Annotated in this window: 14 protein-coding genes; 7 read left to right on the top strand and 7 right to left on the bottom strand. The window is 65.0% G+C overall.

What is annotated here, in order from left to right:
- Positions 1-249 precede the first annotated feature (249 nt).
- Positions 250-771 carry a GNAT family N-acetyltransferase gene (locus R3D65_RS13115; RefSeq protein ID WP_371275694.1) on the top strand — a complete coding sequence of 174 codons (522 nt, stop codon included), beginning with the start codon at positions 250-252 and terminating at the stop codon, positions 769-771.
- A 27-nt stretch (positions 772-798) separates the two neighbouring features.
- Here R3D65_RS13115 and yghU read toward each other — a convergent pair whose 3' ends face one another.
- Positions 799-1680, bottom strand: coding sequence for a glutathione-dependent disulfide-bond oxidoreductase (gene yghU / locus R3D65_RS13110; RefSeq protein WP_371275693.1), 882 nt, complete (start codon positions 1678-1680; stop codon positions 799-801).
- 593 nt (positions 1681-2273) lie between these two features.
- On the opposite strand from yghU, the gene R3D65_RS13105 reads away from it, so the two are divergent.
- The 3 genes from R3D65_RS13105 to R3D65_RS13095 are packed head-to-tail and all read left to right on the top strand — an operon-like array spanning position 2274 to position 6069.
- Positions 2274-2750, top strand: coding sequence for a molybdopterin-dependent oxidoreductase (locus R3D65_RS13105; protein WP_371275692.1), 477 nt, complete (start codon positions 2274-2276; stop codon positions 2748-2750).
- The gene (locus tag R3D65_RS13100; protein WP_371275691.1) at positions 2747-4984 is read left to right on the top strand and encodes an ATP-binding protein; all 2238 of its coding nucleotides are present in this window, start codon (positions 2747-2749) and stop codon (positions 4982-4984) included. Before R3D65_RS13105 ends, R3D65_RS13100 begins: the two co-directional genes overlap by 4 nt.
- 8 nt (positions 4985-4992) lie before the next feature.
- Positions 4993-6069: an HD-GYP domain-containing protein gene (locus R3D65_RS13095; RefSeq protein WP_371275690.1), complete on the top strand. Its 1077-nt coding sequence runs from the start codon at positions 4993-4995 to the stop codon at positions 6067-6069.
- 82 nt (positions 6070-6151) lie between these two features.
- On the opposite strand, the gene R3D65_RS13090 is transcribed toward R3D65_RS13095, so the two are convergent.
- The 4 genes from R3D65_RS13090 to R3D65_RS13075 are packed head-to-tail and all read right to left on the bottom strand — an operon-like array spanning position 6152 to position 12981.
- Positions 6152-8218: a hypothetical protein gene (locus R3D65_RS13090; protein ID WP_371275689.1), complete on the bottom strand. Its 2067-nt coding sequence runs from the start codon at positions 8216-8218 to the stop codon at positions 6152-6154.
- A gap of 10 nt (positions 8219-8228) precedes the next feature.
- On the bottom strand, positions 8229-11060 hold the full coding sequence (locus R3D65_RS13085; RefSeq protein ID WP_371276038.1) for a DUF4159 domain-containing protein: 2832 nt from the start codon (positions 11058-11060) through the stop codon (positions 8229-8231).
- Positions 11060-11974 (bottom strand): DUF58 domain-containing protein, encoded by a 915-nt coding sequence (locus R3D65_RS13080; RefSeq protein WP_371275688.1) that lies wholly within the window; start codon positions 11972-11974, stop codon positions 11060-11062. Before R3D65_RS13080 ends, R3D65_RS13085 begins: the two co-directional genes overlap by 1 nt.
- The gene (locus tag R3D65_RS13075) at positions 11974-12981 is read right to left on the bottom strand and encodes an AAA family ATPase (RefSeq protein ID WP_371275687.1); all 1008 of its coding nucleotides are present in this window, start codon (positions 12979-12981) and stop codon (positions 11974-11976) included. Before R3D65_RS13075 ends, R3D65_RS13080 begins: the two co-directional genes overlap by 1 nt.
- Before the next feature lie 121 nt (positions 12982-13102).
- Here R3D65_RS13075 and R3D65_RS13070 point away from each other — a divergent pair, with 121 nt between their 5' ends.
- From R3D65_RS13070 to R3D65_RS13060, 3 genes are read left to right on the top strand one after another with little or no spacing between them, the layout of a single operon-like run.
- The gene (locus R3D65_RS13070; RefSeq protein WP_371276037.1) at positions 13103-13741 is read left to right on the top strand and encodes a DUF1285 domain-containing protein; all 639 of its coding nucleotides are present in this window, start codon (positions 13103-13105) and stop codon (positions 13739-13741) included.
- A complete protein-coding gene (locus R3D65_RS13065) occupies positions 13738-14373 on the top strand; it encodes a CoA pyrophosphatase (protein WP_371275686.1) in 636 nt (211 codons plus the stop codon). The genes R3D65_RS13070 and R3D65_RS13065 overlap by 4 nt, the downstream gene beginning before the upstream one ends.
- Positions 14370-15647, top strand: a complete 1278-nt coding sequence (locus R3D65_RS13060) for a CCA tRNA nucleotidyltransferase (protein ID WP_371275685.1) — start codon at positions 14370-14372, stop codon at positions 15645-15647. Before R3D65_RS13065 ends, R3D65_RS13060 begins: the two co-directional genes overlap by 4 nt.
- Before the next feature lie 45 nt (positions 15648-15692).
- Here R3D65_RS13060 and R3D65_RS13055 read toward each other — a convergent pair whose 3' ends face one another.
- Together R3D65_RS13055 and hemF are read right to left on the bottom strand one after the other, a co-directional pair.
- Positions 15693-15878, bottom strand: a complete 186-nt coding sequence (locus R3D65_RS13055; RefSeq protein WP_371275684.1) for a DUF1059 domain-containing protein — start codon at positions 15876-15878, stop codon at positions 15693-15695.
- Between the two features lie 106 nt (positions 15879-15984).
- Positions 15985-16899: an oxygen-dependent coproporphyrinogen oxidase gene (hemF, locus tag R3D65_RS13050; RefSeq protein WP_371276036.1), complete on the bottom strand. Its 915-nt coding sequence runs from the start codon at positions 16897-16899 to the stop codon at positions 15985-15987.
- Positions 16900-16996: the final 97 nt, after the last annotated feature.

Below are 16996 nucleotides of genomic sequence, written 5' to 3'. Positions count from 1 at the left end.
TCCCTCGTCAATTGGCGCGGCACAGGCCGGTTGGGAAGCCCCGAAGGCCTGAACAGTCTGTTGGCGGGCCGGCAAACTGCGCTGGACAATGCGCCCGGGATCGGCTAGCGGACAGTCAAGAGACGCGCCGAGGGGAAATTCCGTGTCCCATTGCATCATCCGACGACGAGCCCGCGCCTGAACTTCAGGCTGCCTAACCCGCATGCGCGAAATCCTGCCATGCGACCGCTCGACGACCGGATGACCTTCATGACCACGCTTGATCTTGCCTATCTGCCGGAAGACCCGTCTCACGACGATGCCATCGAAGCCATCAATGCCGAAGCTTTCGGACCGGGGCGTTTCGCCCGCGCCGCACAGGCCATCCGCGATGGCGGCGCCCATGACAGGGCGCTTTCCTTTGTCGCCTGCCATGGCGGCGAGATCATCGCGTCGGTGCGCATGACGCCCATCCGCGCGGGCGGGGGCCGCGGCCACCTGCTCGGCCCGCTGGCCGTCAAGCCGGCGTGGAAGAGCAAGGGCGTGGGCCGGAGGCTGGTGGCGCTTGCGCTGGAGGCGGCGAAGGCCGCGGGATCGGGTGTCGTCGTCCTGGTCGGCGACGAACCCTATTACGGGCCGCTTGGCTTTCGCCAATTGCCATTCGGCCAGGTGGTCATGCCGCGCCCGGTCGACCCGGCGCGCCTTCTGGCTTGCGAACTCACTGCGGGCGCAGCGGCAGCGCTGCACGGAACGATCGAGCATGCCGCCCTTGGCGCGGCCTCGTGCCGATGATTCCGGCCGACGCAGCCTGTCGGAGGGTCAATCCTGCTTCGGGCCGATCTTGTCCTGCGTCTGCGTGTCGAAATCAGTCGCGTCGTGCCGTTCGTGAAGCTGTTCCTCCGGCTTGCCGAAGGCGCGGTTGACCATGCGCCCGCGCCTGACCGCCGGGCGCTCCCAGATCTCCTTTTGCCAGCGGATCACGTTTTCGTAGGTATGCGCCTCGATGAAGGTGGCGGAATCGTCATAGATCAGCCCTGCGACGAGATTGCCGTACCAGGGCCAGATCGCCATGTCGGCGATGGAATAGTCGTCGCCGGCCATGTAGCGGTTTTCCGCCAGGTGCCTGTCGAGCACATCGAGCTGGCGTTTCACCTCCATGGTGAACCGGTCGATGGCATATTCGATCTTGAAGGGGGCATAGGCATAGAAATGGCCGAAACCGCCGCCCAGATAGGGCGCCGATCCCATCTGCCAGAACAGCCAGTTCAGGGCCTCTGTTCGCGCCGCGTGGCTCGCCGGCAGAAATGCACCGAACTTCTCGGCCAGATAAAGCAGGATCGACCCGGACTCGAAAACGCGAACAGGCTTGTCGCCTGAACGGTCGACGAGGGCCGGGATCTTGGAGTTCGGGTTGACGGACACGAATCCGCTTGAGAACTGGTCGCCTTCGTTGATGCGGATAAGCCAGGCGTCATATTCGGCGCCGGCATGGCCGGCGGCGAGCAGTTCTTCCAGCATGACGGTGACCTTCACGCCATTCGGCGTGGCCAGCGAATAAAGCTGCAACGGGTGTTTGCCGACCGGCAGGTCCTTGTCGTGCGTCGGCCCCGCGACCGGGCGGTTGATATTGGCGAATCGGCCGCCATTCTCGCTGTTCCAGGTCCATACCTTTGGCGGAGTGTAGCCTTCCGGCTGGTTCATCGTCCTCTCCCGGGTCCATGCTTGTCGTGCGCAGACAAGATAGTCCCGGAATCCAGGAAGGGAAGATGGGCGCGGATTTGCGCTGCAAGTGTCGGATATCCTTTTGTTTCCCCTCCAGACCTGGGCGCGCCGGCCGTTCGCCGGCAGAACGGGAGAGGCAGGAATCCTTATTTGCAAAAAAGTTATGCGCGCATTTGTATTCCGGAAGACAAGAACATGGTTAAAAACAAAAAAGGCAGGAGGGACAGGTGGAGATGGCGCAAGCGCATGGTTCGCTTTCGGTTCGCGCAAAACCCGGCTCGGGGCCGCTCGGCAATCCGAGGGCGAAAACACACGGTCCTGTGTGAAATATCCTCTATTAGTAAAATACGTTGAAAAATCGGAGTTCCGTTTCAACGCGGCCTCAAACCATTCGGCATATGCCGGCAACGTGGCGGGTCACCAGCGCGTGACAGCATAAGGCATCCGCCACAGGCCGGCGTCGTCCGGAATGTTCCAAAACAGCCTTTCAGGGCAACCGAGACAAAGCATTGCAGGCGCGGGCATTGCCGTTCGGGCCGTTGGCGCGACTGCACCAGATCCAGGGATGAATGATGAAGACCATAGCCGCGGCGCTCATGCTGCTCCTCTCCACCACCGGCCTTGCCCTTGCCTCGGACGATACGATCATCCTGACCGTCACCGGAACGGCATCCGGTGAACCGGTGGAATTCGACCGTGGCGAATTGCGCGCCCTTGAACAGCGCAGCGCGACCATGGAAACGCCTTGGACGGAAGGCCAGGTGACCTTTGAGGGTCCCCTTCTTGCGGCAGTCCTGAAAGCGGCCGGGGCCGAAGGCAAGACCGTGGTCCTGAAAGCGCTGAACGACTATTCGGCGGAAATTCCGATGGAGGATGCAACCGAAATGCCCTCCATGCTGGCGATGGCGATGAACGGCAAGGACATGACCGTCCGCGAGAAGGGGCCTCTCTTCCTGATCTATCCGTTCGACACGAACCCGGAACTCTACAACGAGAAATATTTTTCCCGCTCTGTCTGGCAGATTCATGAGATCGAGGTGCGGAAGTGAATTCTTCCCTTGAAAGAAGCAAATGGCTTGTCAAGCATAGCGGTACGGCGAGCCGCTATCTTCTCGCGATCACCATCGGCCTGATGGTGACGCTGGCTGGCCTTTTCTTTCACATATCCACGCTTCAGGACGAGATGCAGGCCAGCATCCGCGAGGATGCGCTCTGGGCGGTCTATCAGGTGGACCGCGAAACCATGCGCCTGCGCGAAAGCTTCAATGCGGGGCTGGCCGCCGACGGGACCCGGCCGGCAAGCGATGACAGCCTGAGCCTGCGCTATGACATCCTCTATTCGCGCCTGACCGTTCTGCTGAAGTCCGACTATGGAGACTATTTCGAGGACAATCCGGTCATCCAGGACATGCGCCGGCGTGCCGGAAACCTCATTCTTGGACTGGAGCCGACGGTGAAAGCCATTGCTGGTGGCGAGCCGCTGGATGCGGAGGCCACCACGCGGACGCGGGCGAAACTGCAGGAACTCCAGAAGGCGACCGGGACCCTGCTCATGCGCACCAATGCCGCGGTGTCGGCCTCGCGCGCCGATTCGCGCGCGGAAATGCTGCGTCTGCAGCAATTCGCAGGCGTCCTGGCCTTCGCCCTTCTCGTCGTCGTCGGGCTCTTGATCGTCAACCTCATCCGGCAATTGCGGCTGGTCCGCAGCGCCGGCGAGCATATCGAATCCATTGCAGAGGAAATGCAGCAGGCCTATCGCGCGGCCGAAGCCGGCAACCAGGCCAAGTCGGAATTCATGGCCACGATGGGCCACGAGATCCGCACGCCGCTCAACGCCATTCTCGGCATGGCGGAACTGCTGCACGATGCCGGACTGAGCAAGGAGCAGGCAAATTCGGTGCAGGTCATCCGTACGTCGGGTGAGGCCCTCCTGGAAAGCATCAATGAAATCCTTGACTTCGCCAAGATGGAGCATGGCAAGCTGGAATTCGAGCTGATCGCCTTCCGGCTGGAGGACATCGTCAACGATGTTCCCAAGATCATGGATGGGCGCGCCCGCGAACAGAACGACACCCTGACCATCGATTTCGAGGACGGCATCGCGCGCAAGGGCTATGTCAGCGATCCCTACAAGCTGCGCCGCGTTTTGCTCAACCTGGTCAGCAATGCCGTCAAGTTCACGCGTGACGGCAAGATCCTGATCCGGATCCGCGATGTGCATGGCGGCGAGACGAGCCGGTTGCGCTTCGAGGTGACCGATACCGGCATCGGCATCGACGAGGAGGCGCGCGTGAAGCTCTTCCAGCCGTTCCATCAGGTCGACGGCACGATCGGGCGCCGCTATGGCGGGACCGGGCTCGGCCTGGCGATCTGCAAGGGCATCGTGGAAGGGCTCGGCGGCGAAATCGGCCTCGAAAGCGAATTGGGCAAGGGCTCGACCTTCTGGTTCGAGGTGCCCGTGGGGGTTGCGGACAAGAACGAACTGGCGACCGAGACGGCGGCAACCGAAAAGGAACTGCCGAAGCTTGCCATCCTTCTTGTCGAGGACAACAAGGTCAATCAGGCGGTTGCCTGCCGCTTCCTGGAGAAACTGGGCCAGCAGGTGGATGTCGCCGACGATGGCGAAGCCGGCGTGCGCATGGCCAACGAGCGCCACTACGACATCATCCTGATGGACATGCAGATGCCCGGCATGGACGGTGTCACGGCCACCGAGGAAATCCGCCGGGCCTCGCGGTTCAATGCGCAGACCTGGATCGTGGCGATGACGGCGAATGCCTCGGACCGCGACCGTGAACGCTGTTTCAGGGCCGGCATGAACGCCTTTGCGGCAAAACCCGTTTCCTTCGGCAGGTTCCGGTCGATCCTGTCGGATGCCCCCACCAGTCAGGAGAAAGGCACAGCCATGCACGCCACTTACCGGGCCGATGACGATTCCAGCGGTGCAGGCCTGTCCAAGGTCGATCTCGCCGAAGTCGATGAGGGTATCGTGGAGGAACTCGTCGATGCCATCGGCGAGGACGGCTATGGCGATCTCGTCGGCGACTTCATCGAGGACTGCTCCAACATCCTGGACGACCTGAACGAGGCCATGGGAACCGGCGATCCCGACCGGGCCGACCGCGCCCTGCATACGCTGAAGGGCGCAGCCTCCACGCTCGGCTTCACCGGTCTTGCAAAATATGCGCAGGCCCGGCGCGAAAGCGAACTCGACAATTCAACCGTCTACCAGATCGCCGCGCGCGTCGACGCGCTCAAGATCGCCAACCGGCTGCAGAAGTGAGACTTGCCATGAAAACCCGTATCCTGATCGTCGACGACAGCCTGACAACGCTTGGTCTCATGAAAAAGCTCGTCGCCAAGATCGAGAATTGCGAGGCCGTCATCTATGACGATGCCGTTGCCTTCACCGACAATATCGACATCGAGGATTTCGACATCGCGGTGATCGACTACCTGATGCCCGGCATCAATGGCATCGAATTGACCGAGCGACTGCTTTCCCATCACCGCCATGCCCACAAGCCGGTGGTGATGATCACCGCAGACCGGGATTCCCCTGTTCGCATGGAGGCGATCAACACCGGCGTCATCGATTTTCTCAACAAGCCGATCGAGCCGATCGAGTTCCGCGCGCGGATCAAGAACCTTGTCCGCCTGCGTCTTGCCCAGCGCAAGCTGGAGGACAGGGCGGGCTGGCTGCGCGAAGAGGTGAACCAGGCGACCGGCATGATCCGCCAGCGCGAAGAGGAAATCATCCACCGGCTTTCCATGGCCGCCGGCTACAAGGATGACGAGACATCGGCGCATATGGTGCGCATGGCGCGCATTGCCGAGCGGCTTGCCCGCCAGCTTGGCCATCACCCCGATTTCTGCCGCGACATCCGCCTTGCCGCGGTGATGCACGATATCGGCAAGGTCGGCATCCGCGAAACCGTGATCGACAAGCCGGGCCCGCTGTCTGATGACGAGCGGGCGCACATGCAGACGCACACGACCATCGGATCGCAGATCCTGGCGGGATCCTCGTCGCGCCTGCTGAACCTGGCAGAGGAAATCGCCCACGCCCATCATGAACGGTGGGACGGAAACGGCTATCCGCGCAGGCTGGCGGGCAAGGCCATTCCGGAATCCGCGCGCATTGCCGCGGTCGCCGACGTGTTCGACGCGTTGACGGCCAAGCGCATGTACAAGGAAGCCTGGTCGATCGAGAAGACCGTGCGCTATATCCGCAGCGAAGGCGGCAAGCGGTTCGACCCGGATTGCGTCGCGGCGATGGAAGCCTGCCTGCCTGATCTGGAACTGATCATCAGCGAGATGCCGGACGGGGCAGTCGTCCTGCCGATGCGCAATCGACGGGTTGCCTGACAAGCGCAGGCGCCGGACGGTGTGATTTGCCGGCCGGCGCCCGCGGTGAAGGGCCGCGTTCCGGCTGCGCCGGACACCCGGCCTATTTTCCTTCCCGCCACCACATGGTGCCCAGCGCGAAGAGCAGCAGGGCGAGGCCGAGAAAGCCGGCAAAAAGCGGAGTGCGGTTGAGCGAGCGCAACACGCTTTCGCCCGATGAACGCAGTCCCAGCCAATCGCGCCCGGAAGCAGGTGCGCCGGCACGAACCGGGACAATTCCCGGCAGGCGGCCATCGGCAATCCGGTGCAAAGCGCCGCCGCTGGCCCTGGCAAGCGGCTGCAGTTTCGTTGTCGTGGAAACGGTTTCGGCGAATTCCGGCGCGTTGACCGGCCCGACATGGGCCAGTGCCACCAGATCGTCATTGGCCACCTGGTAAAGGCCGATCTCGTTGCCTTCCAGTTCCCCGGAGAAGATTCCGGGCGATTGCGCGGTCAGCGGCACTTCGGTCGTCTTGCCCGAAGGCAGGATGACCGTTGCCGAACCGGCTTCGTCGGCCATGGTCTGACGGCGGATGTTCAGCATCATTCCGCGCCCGTTTGCGGTCAGGCGCTCTTCCTCCAGTTCCGGCTCGCGCATCAGCCAGTGGGCGATCCTGCGGTACAGGGCGACGTGCGGGCCGCCGCCCTCGAAGCCGCGCGCCCAGAGCCAGCCCTGATCGGAGAGCAATTGCGCGACACGGCCCTCGCCATAGCGGTTGAGGATGAGCAGCGGCCGTTCGCCGACGCCGCGCATGACCACCTCGCCCTGCGGCTGGTCGACCGCCACCTGGCGGAACCAGCGGCTCCATTGCGGCGGCTCGCTGGCCGCGCCATCGAGGCCGCGCGTCACGGGGTGGCGTTCGCCGGTTTCCGTCAGGCGCGGGTGGAAGGCCTGGTCGATCACCTGGCCTGTCGGCATGGCGGGCAGGGCCGGCAGAAGAGGGGTGCGGGCAATGGATTGCTCGCCTGCATATTCCGGCCCCGCAGCCACGAGCAGCGCGCCGCCGTTCTGCACATATTGGGCGATGTAGTCATAGTAGAGGACCGGGAGAACGTCGCGGTGCTGATAGCGGTCGAGGATGATCAGATCGAAATCGTCGATCTTCTCGACGAAGAGCTCGCGCGTGGGAAAGGCGATCAGCGACAATTCGTTGATTGGCGTTCCGTCCTGCTTTTCGGGCGGACGCAGGATGGTGAAATGGACCAGATCGACCGAGGCATCGGACTTCAGGAGATTGCGCCAGGTCCGTTCGCCGGCATGCGGTTCGCCTGACACGAGGAGCACGCGCAGGTTTTCGCGGATGCCATCGACGACGGCGACGGCCCGGTTATTGGCCGGGGTCACTTCGTCGCCGGCGCGCGGAATGGAGAGTTCGACGATGTTGCGGCCGCCGTTCGGCACGATGATTTCCAGCGGCATGGCGGCGCCTGGCACGGCCTCTTCTGTCGTCACCAGATCGCCGTTGATGCGCACCTCGACCGATACGGTGCCGCCTCCATCGCCCGTATCGGTGACCTCATAGGTCATTTCCAGCGGCTTTCCGGCAATTCCGAAACGCGGCGCTTCGACAAAGCGGACGCGCCGGTCGAATTCGTCCGCCTCGCCAGTGATCAGGCCGTGCACGGGGGCGTTGAAGCCGAGCGCCTGAAGGTCTCCAGGCACGTCGTGGACCTGCCCGTCGGTGATGAGAATGCCGCCGGCCACGCGCGAGGGCGGCACATCGGAAAGCAGGCCCGACAGCGCGCCGAAAAGCCGTGTTTCGACACGCTCGTCGGCGCGGTCGCCGCGCCCGGCCTCGGCGATCCGCAGTTCGAATTCCGGAAAGCGGGCAAGGCGGGCCTTCAGCGCTTCCAGCGCGGCGCTGGCTTGCGCATTGCGCTCGCCGATGTCCTGGCTCTGGCTGCGGTCGACGATGATGCCGACAACGCTTTTCACCGGGTCGCGCTCCTCTTCCAGCAGGACAGGGTTGGCCAGTGCCAGCAGCAGGGCGGTCATGGCGGTGGCGCGAACCCAGGCGCCGCGCTGGCCGAGCGCAATTCCCGCGAATGCCAGCAGTGCCAGAACCGCGGCCGCAGCCACCAGCCAGGGCCATGCCAGTAGCGGTTCGAAGGAGACGGAGACCTGGTTCATGGGCGCTGCCTCACTGTCCGAGCCGTTCGAGCAGGGCCGGGATGTGAACCTGGTCGGCCTTGTAGTTGCCGGTCAGCATGTACATCATGATGTTCACCCCGGCGCGATAGGCATAGCTGCGCTGCAGCGGGTTGTTGGGCACGGTCGGCAGCAGGAAATCGCCATTGGAGTCAACGGCCCAGGCGCCGGCAAGGTCGTTGCCGGTGATCAGGATCGGCGAAACGCCGTCGCCGGTGCGGACCGGCCTGTCCTCGTCGCTGTCCGCGTTCAGCGATGCCTCGACCCAGAGCGGCGAAGCGGAATAGCGGCCAGGAAAACCGGCCAGGATGTAGAACGACTTGGTCAGCACGTGATCGGGCGGCACGGGTTCGAGCGCCGGAACGTTCATGGATGACAGGATTTCACGCAGCCGCTGGGTGGCTGGCGACGTGGCACTGCCGCCGAAGCCGGCCGAATAGGCATCGCGCGTGTCGAAAAGAACTGTGCCGCCCTGCTGCATGTATGCATCGATGCGGGCCAGGGCGCCGGGCGGCGGCACCGGTACATTCGCATCCACCGGCCAGTATATGATCGGATAGAAGGCCAGTTCATCCGTCGCGATATCCACGCCGACCGGGTCTCCCGGTTCGAGCGCGGTCTTGCGGATCAGGAATTCGGACAGGCCGCGCAGGCCGGCACGCGAGACCGCGTCAATGCTGCCATTCCCGGTGATCACGTAGGCAAGGCGCGTCTGCTCGATGGCGGCGATCGCTTCGGCGTCGCCGGGCCGCTGGTCGTTTGCCTCCTGCGCGCGGGCATCCATTGCCGTTGGCGGCATGGCCAGCGTGCCGGCCAGGGCGAGCAGGAGTGCAGCCGTTGCCGTGCGGCGCGGGCGTCGGGTCATCAGGCCGGAAAGCCAGAAGACAATGAGGGTATCGACGGCCAGAAGAGCTGCGGCAGCGGCGAGCAACGGTCCTTTCAGCGAGGCCGATTCGTCGGCGCCATAGCCGATGGCGGTCACCGCCGCACCGAATTGCGGACGTGCGATGGGCGTCAGCACGGCATCCTCCGGCAACAGGTTGCGCGCAACGACCCCATCCTCTGTGCCATAAAGGCCGGGGGGATGTTCCAGCGTGACCGGCGGGAGGCCGGCGGAGAGATCCAGTGGCCGGGCATCCGGGGGCGGGGGCACAAGCGCACCGCTGGCCGCGATCATGCGCCAGGGCGCCAGTGTGGCGGCCACCTGGCCGGCGGATGCGACCGCCAACGCGCCCTGGTTTCGCGAGAATTGCACGATGCGGCGCAGCATCTCCACGAAGGTGCCTGAAATGGGCAGGTTGGACCACGTCGCTTCGGGCGTGACGTGGAAGAGCACGATCGTGCCGTCACCGCGCGGGCCGCCCGTGACCAGCGGCGTGCCGTCGCCGAGCGCTGCCCATGTCCGCTCGACGATGCCGGGCTCCGGTTCGGCCAGCACCTGCCGCGAGACCGTGACCTCGCGCGGCGGCGTCAGGCCGGCAAACCCGCCCGTGGCCGGGAATTCGGCGACAGGCTGCGGCTCCGTCCATGACAGCGAGCCGCCAAGCGCCCGCTCGCCCGAGCGCAACCGCACAGGCAGGAGATCGTCTGCTTCCGGCGTGCCGGCCAGGCGCGGGCCGGCAAAGCGGACCAGCGTTCCGCCGCCTTCCACCCAGTCGGCGAGCGCCATGCGGGCAGCATCCGGAATGACGCCGATATCCGACATGACGATGACCGCCGGTTTCTGGTCGAGGATTTCGGGTATTGCCTGATTGAGGTCGTTGGTCTGCGGCTCGACGAGATCGGCAAACGGCGCCAGCGCCCGGCGGATATAGTAGAGCGGCGACAGGAGCGGCTGGGCCTGATCGGCCTCCGAGGCGGAAATCAGGGCTACACGGCGGCGCCGGGAATTGTCATCGAGCACGCGCGTGGCCGCCGCCTGACCGGCACCCTCCACCACGATGGCGGCGTAGTCGTTGCGCAATTCGAAGGGCGCCTCGAAAACCGCCTGCGCCTGTGTGTCGCCGGGGCGGAAGGCGGCCTGTGCCTCGCCGATGCGCCGGCCCTTGTCGTCAAGGGCGTAGAGCGTGGCCAGCGCCGGACCGGAATCGCCAGAGGGGCGGATCACGGTGGCAGTGAGCGCGGCGGCATCGTTCCGGGTGCGCGAGATGCCGGTCAGCGCCCCGGAACGGCTATCCGCCCAGATCACCGTCTCGGGGGCCAGACCCTGCAATTGCGCGAACGCCGCGCTGTCGCCTTCCGATCCAAGCCCGTCCGTCAACAGGGCCAGGGTGACACCGGTCTGGTCGTCCAGGGTTTCGGCAATGCGTGCGAAGGCGGTTACACGGTCCACCGGCACGGGCCGCGGTTGCGCGGCGGCGAGACGATCGCGCGCGGTGGCGGCATCGAACGGGCCGATGCCGGTATTTGCCTTCTCGGCGGTCAGCGCCAGGATGACCGGAATTCCGGCTTCGCCGGCGTCTCCCACAAGGGTTTCGGCGGTTTGCCGGCGGCGCTCCCAGTCAGGTGCGGCAGCCCAGCCATTGTCAACGACGAGGACAAGCGGCGCATTGCCTGAAACGACCGCATCGCGCGGGTTGAAGACCGGGCCGGCCAGCGCGAAAATCACGAGGGCGGCCATGATCAGGCGCAGAAGAGTGAGCCACCACGGGCTTTTCTGCGGCGTTTCCTCGGTCTTGAGAACCCGCGCCAGAATGCGCAAGGGCGGAAACACCTCCTCGCGCGGATGCGGCGGGGTGAGGCGCAAGAGCCACCAGATGACCGGCAGGGCTGCGAGGCCGAACAGGACGGCAGGGGAGGTGAAAACCAGCGGCAAGCCTGCAATCATCGGCCGGCTCCCGCCAGTGCCTGCGGTTCGCTCATGGCCATGTGGACGGACACCAGCGCTTGCGAGGCGAGCTGGTCGGTGTGGTTGACGGTATAGCTCCAGCCCAGGCGCCTGGCCCATGCTGCCAGATCGTTCCGCCTTGCCAGATACAGGGCGGCATAGTCCTGACGGAATGCCTCGGCGCGGCCGGCGCGCAGCTTCTCGCCGGTCTCCGGATCGCGGAATTCGGTGCGCCCCGCATAGGGAAACTGTTCTTCGGCCGGATCGCAGACCTCGATCAGGTGCGCGCGCACGCCCCGGCTTGCCAGAGGTTCCAGCGCTGCGCGCATGTCCTCCAGGGGGTCCAGGAAATCGGAGACGATGACGATGTCGGAGAAGTGGCGGATCATGGTGAAATCGGGCCGGGCCGGCAGGTCAGGCGCGTGAAGAAGCCTTTCAGCCAGGCGCTCGGCGGCATTTCGTGCCGAAATCGGATCGGTCAGGCCCGGCCAGCCGATCCGCTCGCCGGACCGGGCCAGCAATTCGGCCAGCGCAAGCGCCAGCACCAGCGCGCGGCTTTCCTTCGAGACCGGCGCCAGCGACGATTTGAACAGCATTGAGGACGAGGGGTCGGCCCAGAGCCAGACGGTATGAGCGGCTTCCCACTCGTTGTCGCGTACATAGGTGTGGTCGTCGCGGGCGGAGCGGCGCCAGTCGATCCGCGACATGGCCTCGCCCTCGACATAGGGCCGGTATTGCCAGAAATTCTCGCCGATGCCGCGCTTGCGGCGGCCGTGCCAGCCGGAAATGACCGTGGAGACGATGCGGCGCGCCTCGACCAGCAGATCCGGCACGAGCGAGGCGCGCAGGCGGGCGCGGGCCAGCGCATCGCGCGCGGCAACAGGCTCGGTTATCGCGCCAAGCGGCGCCATCAGCCGATCTCTTCGGCGAGGCGGGCAATCACCGACCGGACATTCATGCCCTCGGCGCGCGCGGCGAAGGTGAGTGCCATGCGGTGCTGCAAGACCGGCTCGGCCAAGGCGGCGACATCGTCAACCGAAGGCGCGAGCCTGCCATCATAGAGCGCACGGGCGCGGGCGCACAGGGTGAGTGCCTGGCTGGCGCGCGGACCCGGACCCCAGGCGACGTGGCGGTCGGTCTCGGCATTGCCATTGCCCGGACGGGCTGAGCGCACCAGTTTCAGGATGGCCTCGACCACGCTTTCGGGAACGGGCATTCGGCGCACAAGCTGCTGGATCGCGACCAGCCGTTCGGCGGTCATGACGTGGCGGGCCTTCGCATCGCCGGTGCCCGTGGTCTCCAGAAGGATGCGGCGCTCGGCCTCCAGTTCCGGGTAAAGGATGTCGATCTGCATCAGGAACCGGTCAAGCTGGGCCTCGGGCAGCGGATATGTCCCCTCCTGCTCCAGCGGGTTCTGGGTGGCAAGCACGTGGAAGGGGGAGGGCAGGTCGTGCCGGTGGCCGGCCACGGTGACGTGGTATTCCTGCATGGATTGCAGCAGTGCCGACTGCGTGCGCGGCGAGGCGCGGTTGATCTCGTCGGCCATGAGAAGCTGGGCGAAGACCGGGCCGGGGATGAAGCGGAAAGAACGGCGGCGGTTCTCGTCCTCCTCCATCACTTCCGAACCGAGGATGTCGGACGGCATCAGGTCGGGCGTGAACTGGATGCGCCGGGCATCGAGGCCGAGGACCGCGCCCAAGGTGTCGACAAGCTTGGTCTTTGCGAGACCCGGGACGCCGACAAGCAGCGCATGGCCGCCAGCCAGAAGCGCCACGATGGCGCGCTCGACCACGCTTTCCTGGCCGAAAATGACCTCGCCCACCGCTTCGCGCGCCCTGGCGATGTCAGCCAGCGCGGCCTCTGCCTCGGCGATCATCTCCGCTTCGTTCAGCGGCTTGTCTGAGGTCATGAGGCTCATGGGCGACTTCCTTTTTCCGACCGAATCCACGACGCTTGCCAGCAAGCGTGAATGCACCTTCGCTCAAATTAAACCAGCCTACAGGGCTGACAAGCGCAATAACGGTGACTATTTCGTGACCATGACAAACAAAACCGATCCCGCAGAAATCCCGTCAACCGGACTTGCCGCGATCCGGGAGAGTGCCGGCCTGGAGGCGCTGATCAGCCGTGCCGTCGGGCAGGAACGCGGACTTCCGCCCGTGGAGCGCTGGAATCCGGAGCATTGCGGCGACCTCGACATGGAAATCCGCCGTGACGGTACCTGGTTCTACATGGGCACGCCGATCGGCCGGCCGGCGCTGGTGCGGCTGTTTTCAACCGTCCTGCGCAAGGACGAGGACGGCGAGACCTATCTGGTCACGCCTGTGGAAAAGGTGCGAATCCGCATCGAGGATGCCCCCTTCGTGGCCGTGGAAGCCGTGGCGAGCGGCGATGGCGAGGATCAGGTGGTGACGTTTCGCACGAATGTCGGCGACCTCGTCGAGGCCGGGCCGGAGCATCCGATGCGCTTTGTCGACGAGGACGGCACGGGCGGCTTGAAACCCTATGTGCATGTGCGCGGCCGGCTGGAAGCGCTGGTTTCGCGCGCGGTGATGTATGATCTCGTCGCCATGGGCGAGCCGGTGGATGTGGACGGGACAGAGATGTTCGCGCTGCGCTCCAATGGCAAGGTCTTCCCGATGATGACGATGGCGCGGCTGGAGGCGCTGTCGCAATGAGCCTCAGCGAAACGGCACCCGGCTTCTCCGTGGCGGATTTGCGCGCGCGCCTTGCCCATGAGGACGGGCCTTTCGGTACCGACGATCATGGCGACCATCATCTCAATCCGGCGCTGCGCCACCTCATCGTCAAGCCTCAATTGCGCGATGCCGCGGTTCTGGTGCCGGTTGTGGAGCGGGCCGGCGGGCCGTCGGTGATCCTGACCCAGCGCACCGAAAACTTGCGCAGCCATTCCGGCCAGGTGGCCTTTCCCGGCGGGCGGATCGACCCGGACGACGCCACGCCGGAGGCGGCGGCGCTGCGCGAAACGCATGAGGAAATCGGCATCGCGCCCGATCAGGTGGAGGTGTTCGGCCGCATGCCGGACTATCTGACCGGCAGCGGTTATCGCATCGCGCCGATCTTCGGCCTCGTCGCGCCGGATGCCATCGCCATTCCCAATCCGGACGAAGTGGCGGCGGTGTTCGAGGTGCCGCTGGCCTTTCTGATGAACCCGGACAACCATGTGCGCGCCAGCCGTGTCTGGGAAGGGCGGGAGCGCTTCTTCTGGACGATGCCGCATGGCGAGCGCTACATCTGGGGCGTCACCGCCGGAATCATCCGGACAATATACGAAAGGCTCTATACGTGAGCGACACGGTTTCGCTGGCAGGCAAGGCGGCATGGCTGGAAGAGCCGGGACTGCAATCGCTCATGGCTGCCCTTTGCGCGGACGGGGAGGAAGCGCGGATTGCCGGAGGCGCGGTGCGCAACACGCTTCTGGGCGAGCCGGTGAGCGATATCGACATCGCCACCACGACGCTGCCCGACGAAACGATCGCGCGGGCGCAGGCCGCCGGATTCAAGGCTGTACCGACCGGCTACGAGCACGGCACGATCACCGTCATCGCCAATGGCATCCCGCATGAAGTGACGACGTTGCGCAGCGATGTGGAGACCCACGGCCGCCACGCCACGGTGCATTTCGGCCGTGACTGGAAGGCCGACGCCGAGCGGCGCGACTTCACCATCAACGCGCTCTACGCAAACGCCGATGGCACGGTCATCGATCATGTGGGCGGCCTGGCCGACCTGGAAACGCGCACGCTGCGTTTCATCGGCGACGCGGAAACGCGCATCCGGGAGGATTACCTGCGGATCCTGCGTTTCTTCCGCTTCTTTGCCTGGTACGGGCATGGCCGGCCGGACGCCGACGGGCTGAAGGCCTGTGCGCGGCTGAAAGGCGGCATGGACCGGCTGTCGGCCGAACGGGTCTGGGCCGAACTGAAAAAGCTGCTGGGAGCGCCGGATCCCTCGCGCGCGTTGCTGTGGATGCGCCAGACCGGTGTGCTGACTGCCATCCTGCCGGAAAGCGAGAAGTGGGGTATCGACGGCATTCACGGCCTGCTGGAGGCGGAGCGCGGTTCCGCTTTGGCGAAGGATGTCATGCTGCGGCTGGAAGCCATGCTGCCGCCGGACAGCGCGCGCATGGAGACGCTGGCCGACCGGCTTCGGCTGTCGGGCGAGGAGCGCAAGCGGCTGCGTGACTGGGCGTTTGCCGAGACGCCGCCGGAACAGGTGTCGCAGGAAGGGCTTGCCAAGCTGCTCTATCGCGGGCCGGAACAGGGTGTGCGCGACAGGATCGCGCTCGCCCTGGCCAGTGCCAGCGCGCCCGCAACGGTTTCCGGCGAGCAGATGCGCGCGCATGCGCTGCGGCTTGACCAATGGAAACAGGCGCTCACCTTCGATCGGCCGGTGCTGCCGGTGCGCGGCAAGGATCTGGGCGAGGCGGGTGTGAATGCCGGACCGGCCATGGGCCGCATCCTGTCAGCGCTCGAAGACGCGTGGGTATCGTCGGGATTCCGGCTTACCAGAAACGACCTGCTCGCCATGGCGCGTCAGCACGCCGGCCTTCCACGGCCGTGAAGATGGCCGGCCCGGCGTGCGGCCGGGCCGGAAAAGATGTGCGCGTCAGGCGGCTTCGCCGCTGCGCGTGATCTTGGAGCGGATCGCGTCCAGCATGCTTTCGCGGATGATCGTCTCGCCATGGGTGGTGCGCAGATGCTCCACCGCCCGGCGCATCACCTCCGCCTCATCCTCGTGGCGGGTATGCCAGTCACAGCCCGGAACGAGCGATCCACAATGGAATTCCTTCATGGTTTTTCCTCCTCTGCTGCTTACCAGACCGCTTCAGTATAGGGGCAATTGAGGCGTTTGTTGTGACAGCGGTCAATGAAACGCCCTTCCATGCCACGTAGGGCGTTCACGGCCACTTCACCACCGGGGGCATGGAAGAAAGAATGGAATCGATATTTCCGCCCGTCTTCAGGCCAAAGATCGTGCCGCGATCGTAGAGCAGGTTGAACTCGACATAGCGGCCGCGGCGAACAAGCTGTTCCTCCCGGTCGGCGCCGGTCCAGGCGGAGGCAAAATTCCGCCGCACGAGATCGGCATAAATATCGAGGAAGGTGCTGCCGACATCACGGGTAAAGGCGAAATCCGCCTCCCATCCGCCGTTTTCTTCCGGTGAATGCAGCCAGTCATAGAAGATGCCGCCAATGCCGCGCGGTTCGTTGCGGTGCGGCAGGAAGAAATACTCGTCGCACCAGGCCTTGTAGCGGCCATGATCAGCCACACCGCCATGCCTTTCGCAGGCCGACTTCATCGCATCGTGAAAAGCCCGGGCATCCGGGTCGTCCTGGCTGCGGCGGCGGTCGAGCACCGGTGTCAGGTCCGCGCCCCCGCCAAACCACTGCCGGGTTGTCACGACCATGCGGGTGTTCATGTGGACGGCCGGAACGTTCGGATTGACGGGATGGCAGATGAGCGAAATGCCCGATGCCCAGAAGCGCGGATCCTCGTTGGCGCCGGGGATCTGGTTGCGGAACTCGGGCGAGAACTCTCCGTGGACCGTGGAAGTATGGACGCCGACCTTTTCGAACAGGCGGCCATGCATCATCGACATGACGCCACCGCCACCCTTGCCGCCGTCGCGCTGCCATGGCTTGCGTTCGAAGCGGCCGGGTTCGCCGCCACCGTGCGGCTCAGGCACTTCGTCCTCAAGCACTTCGAAAGCGGCGCAAATCCGGTCGCGCAATTCCTCGAACCAGGCTTTGGCCTGCGCCTTCTTCTCCTCGATGCCGTCCGGCAGGCCGGCGGGAATGTCGGGGCGTTCCATCATGGCTCCTCAATCTGCAATTGCCGCGCCTGCCACAAAAGACTCGCCAAGCGCGCCATCCGTCCCTAGAATTTCTCACGCATAGAGGCTCCGGGAG

This window comes from Zhengella sp. (assembly GCF_041397485.1).
Lineage (GTDB): Bacteria > Pseudomonadota > Alphaproteobacteria > Rhizobiales > Rhizobiaceae > Zhengella.
This window is presented reverse-complemented; position numbering and strand designations above follow the sequence as displayed.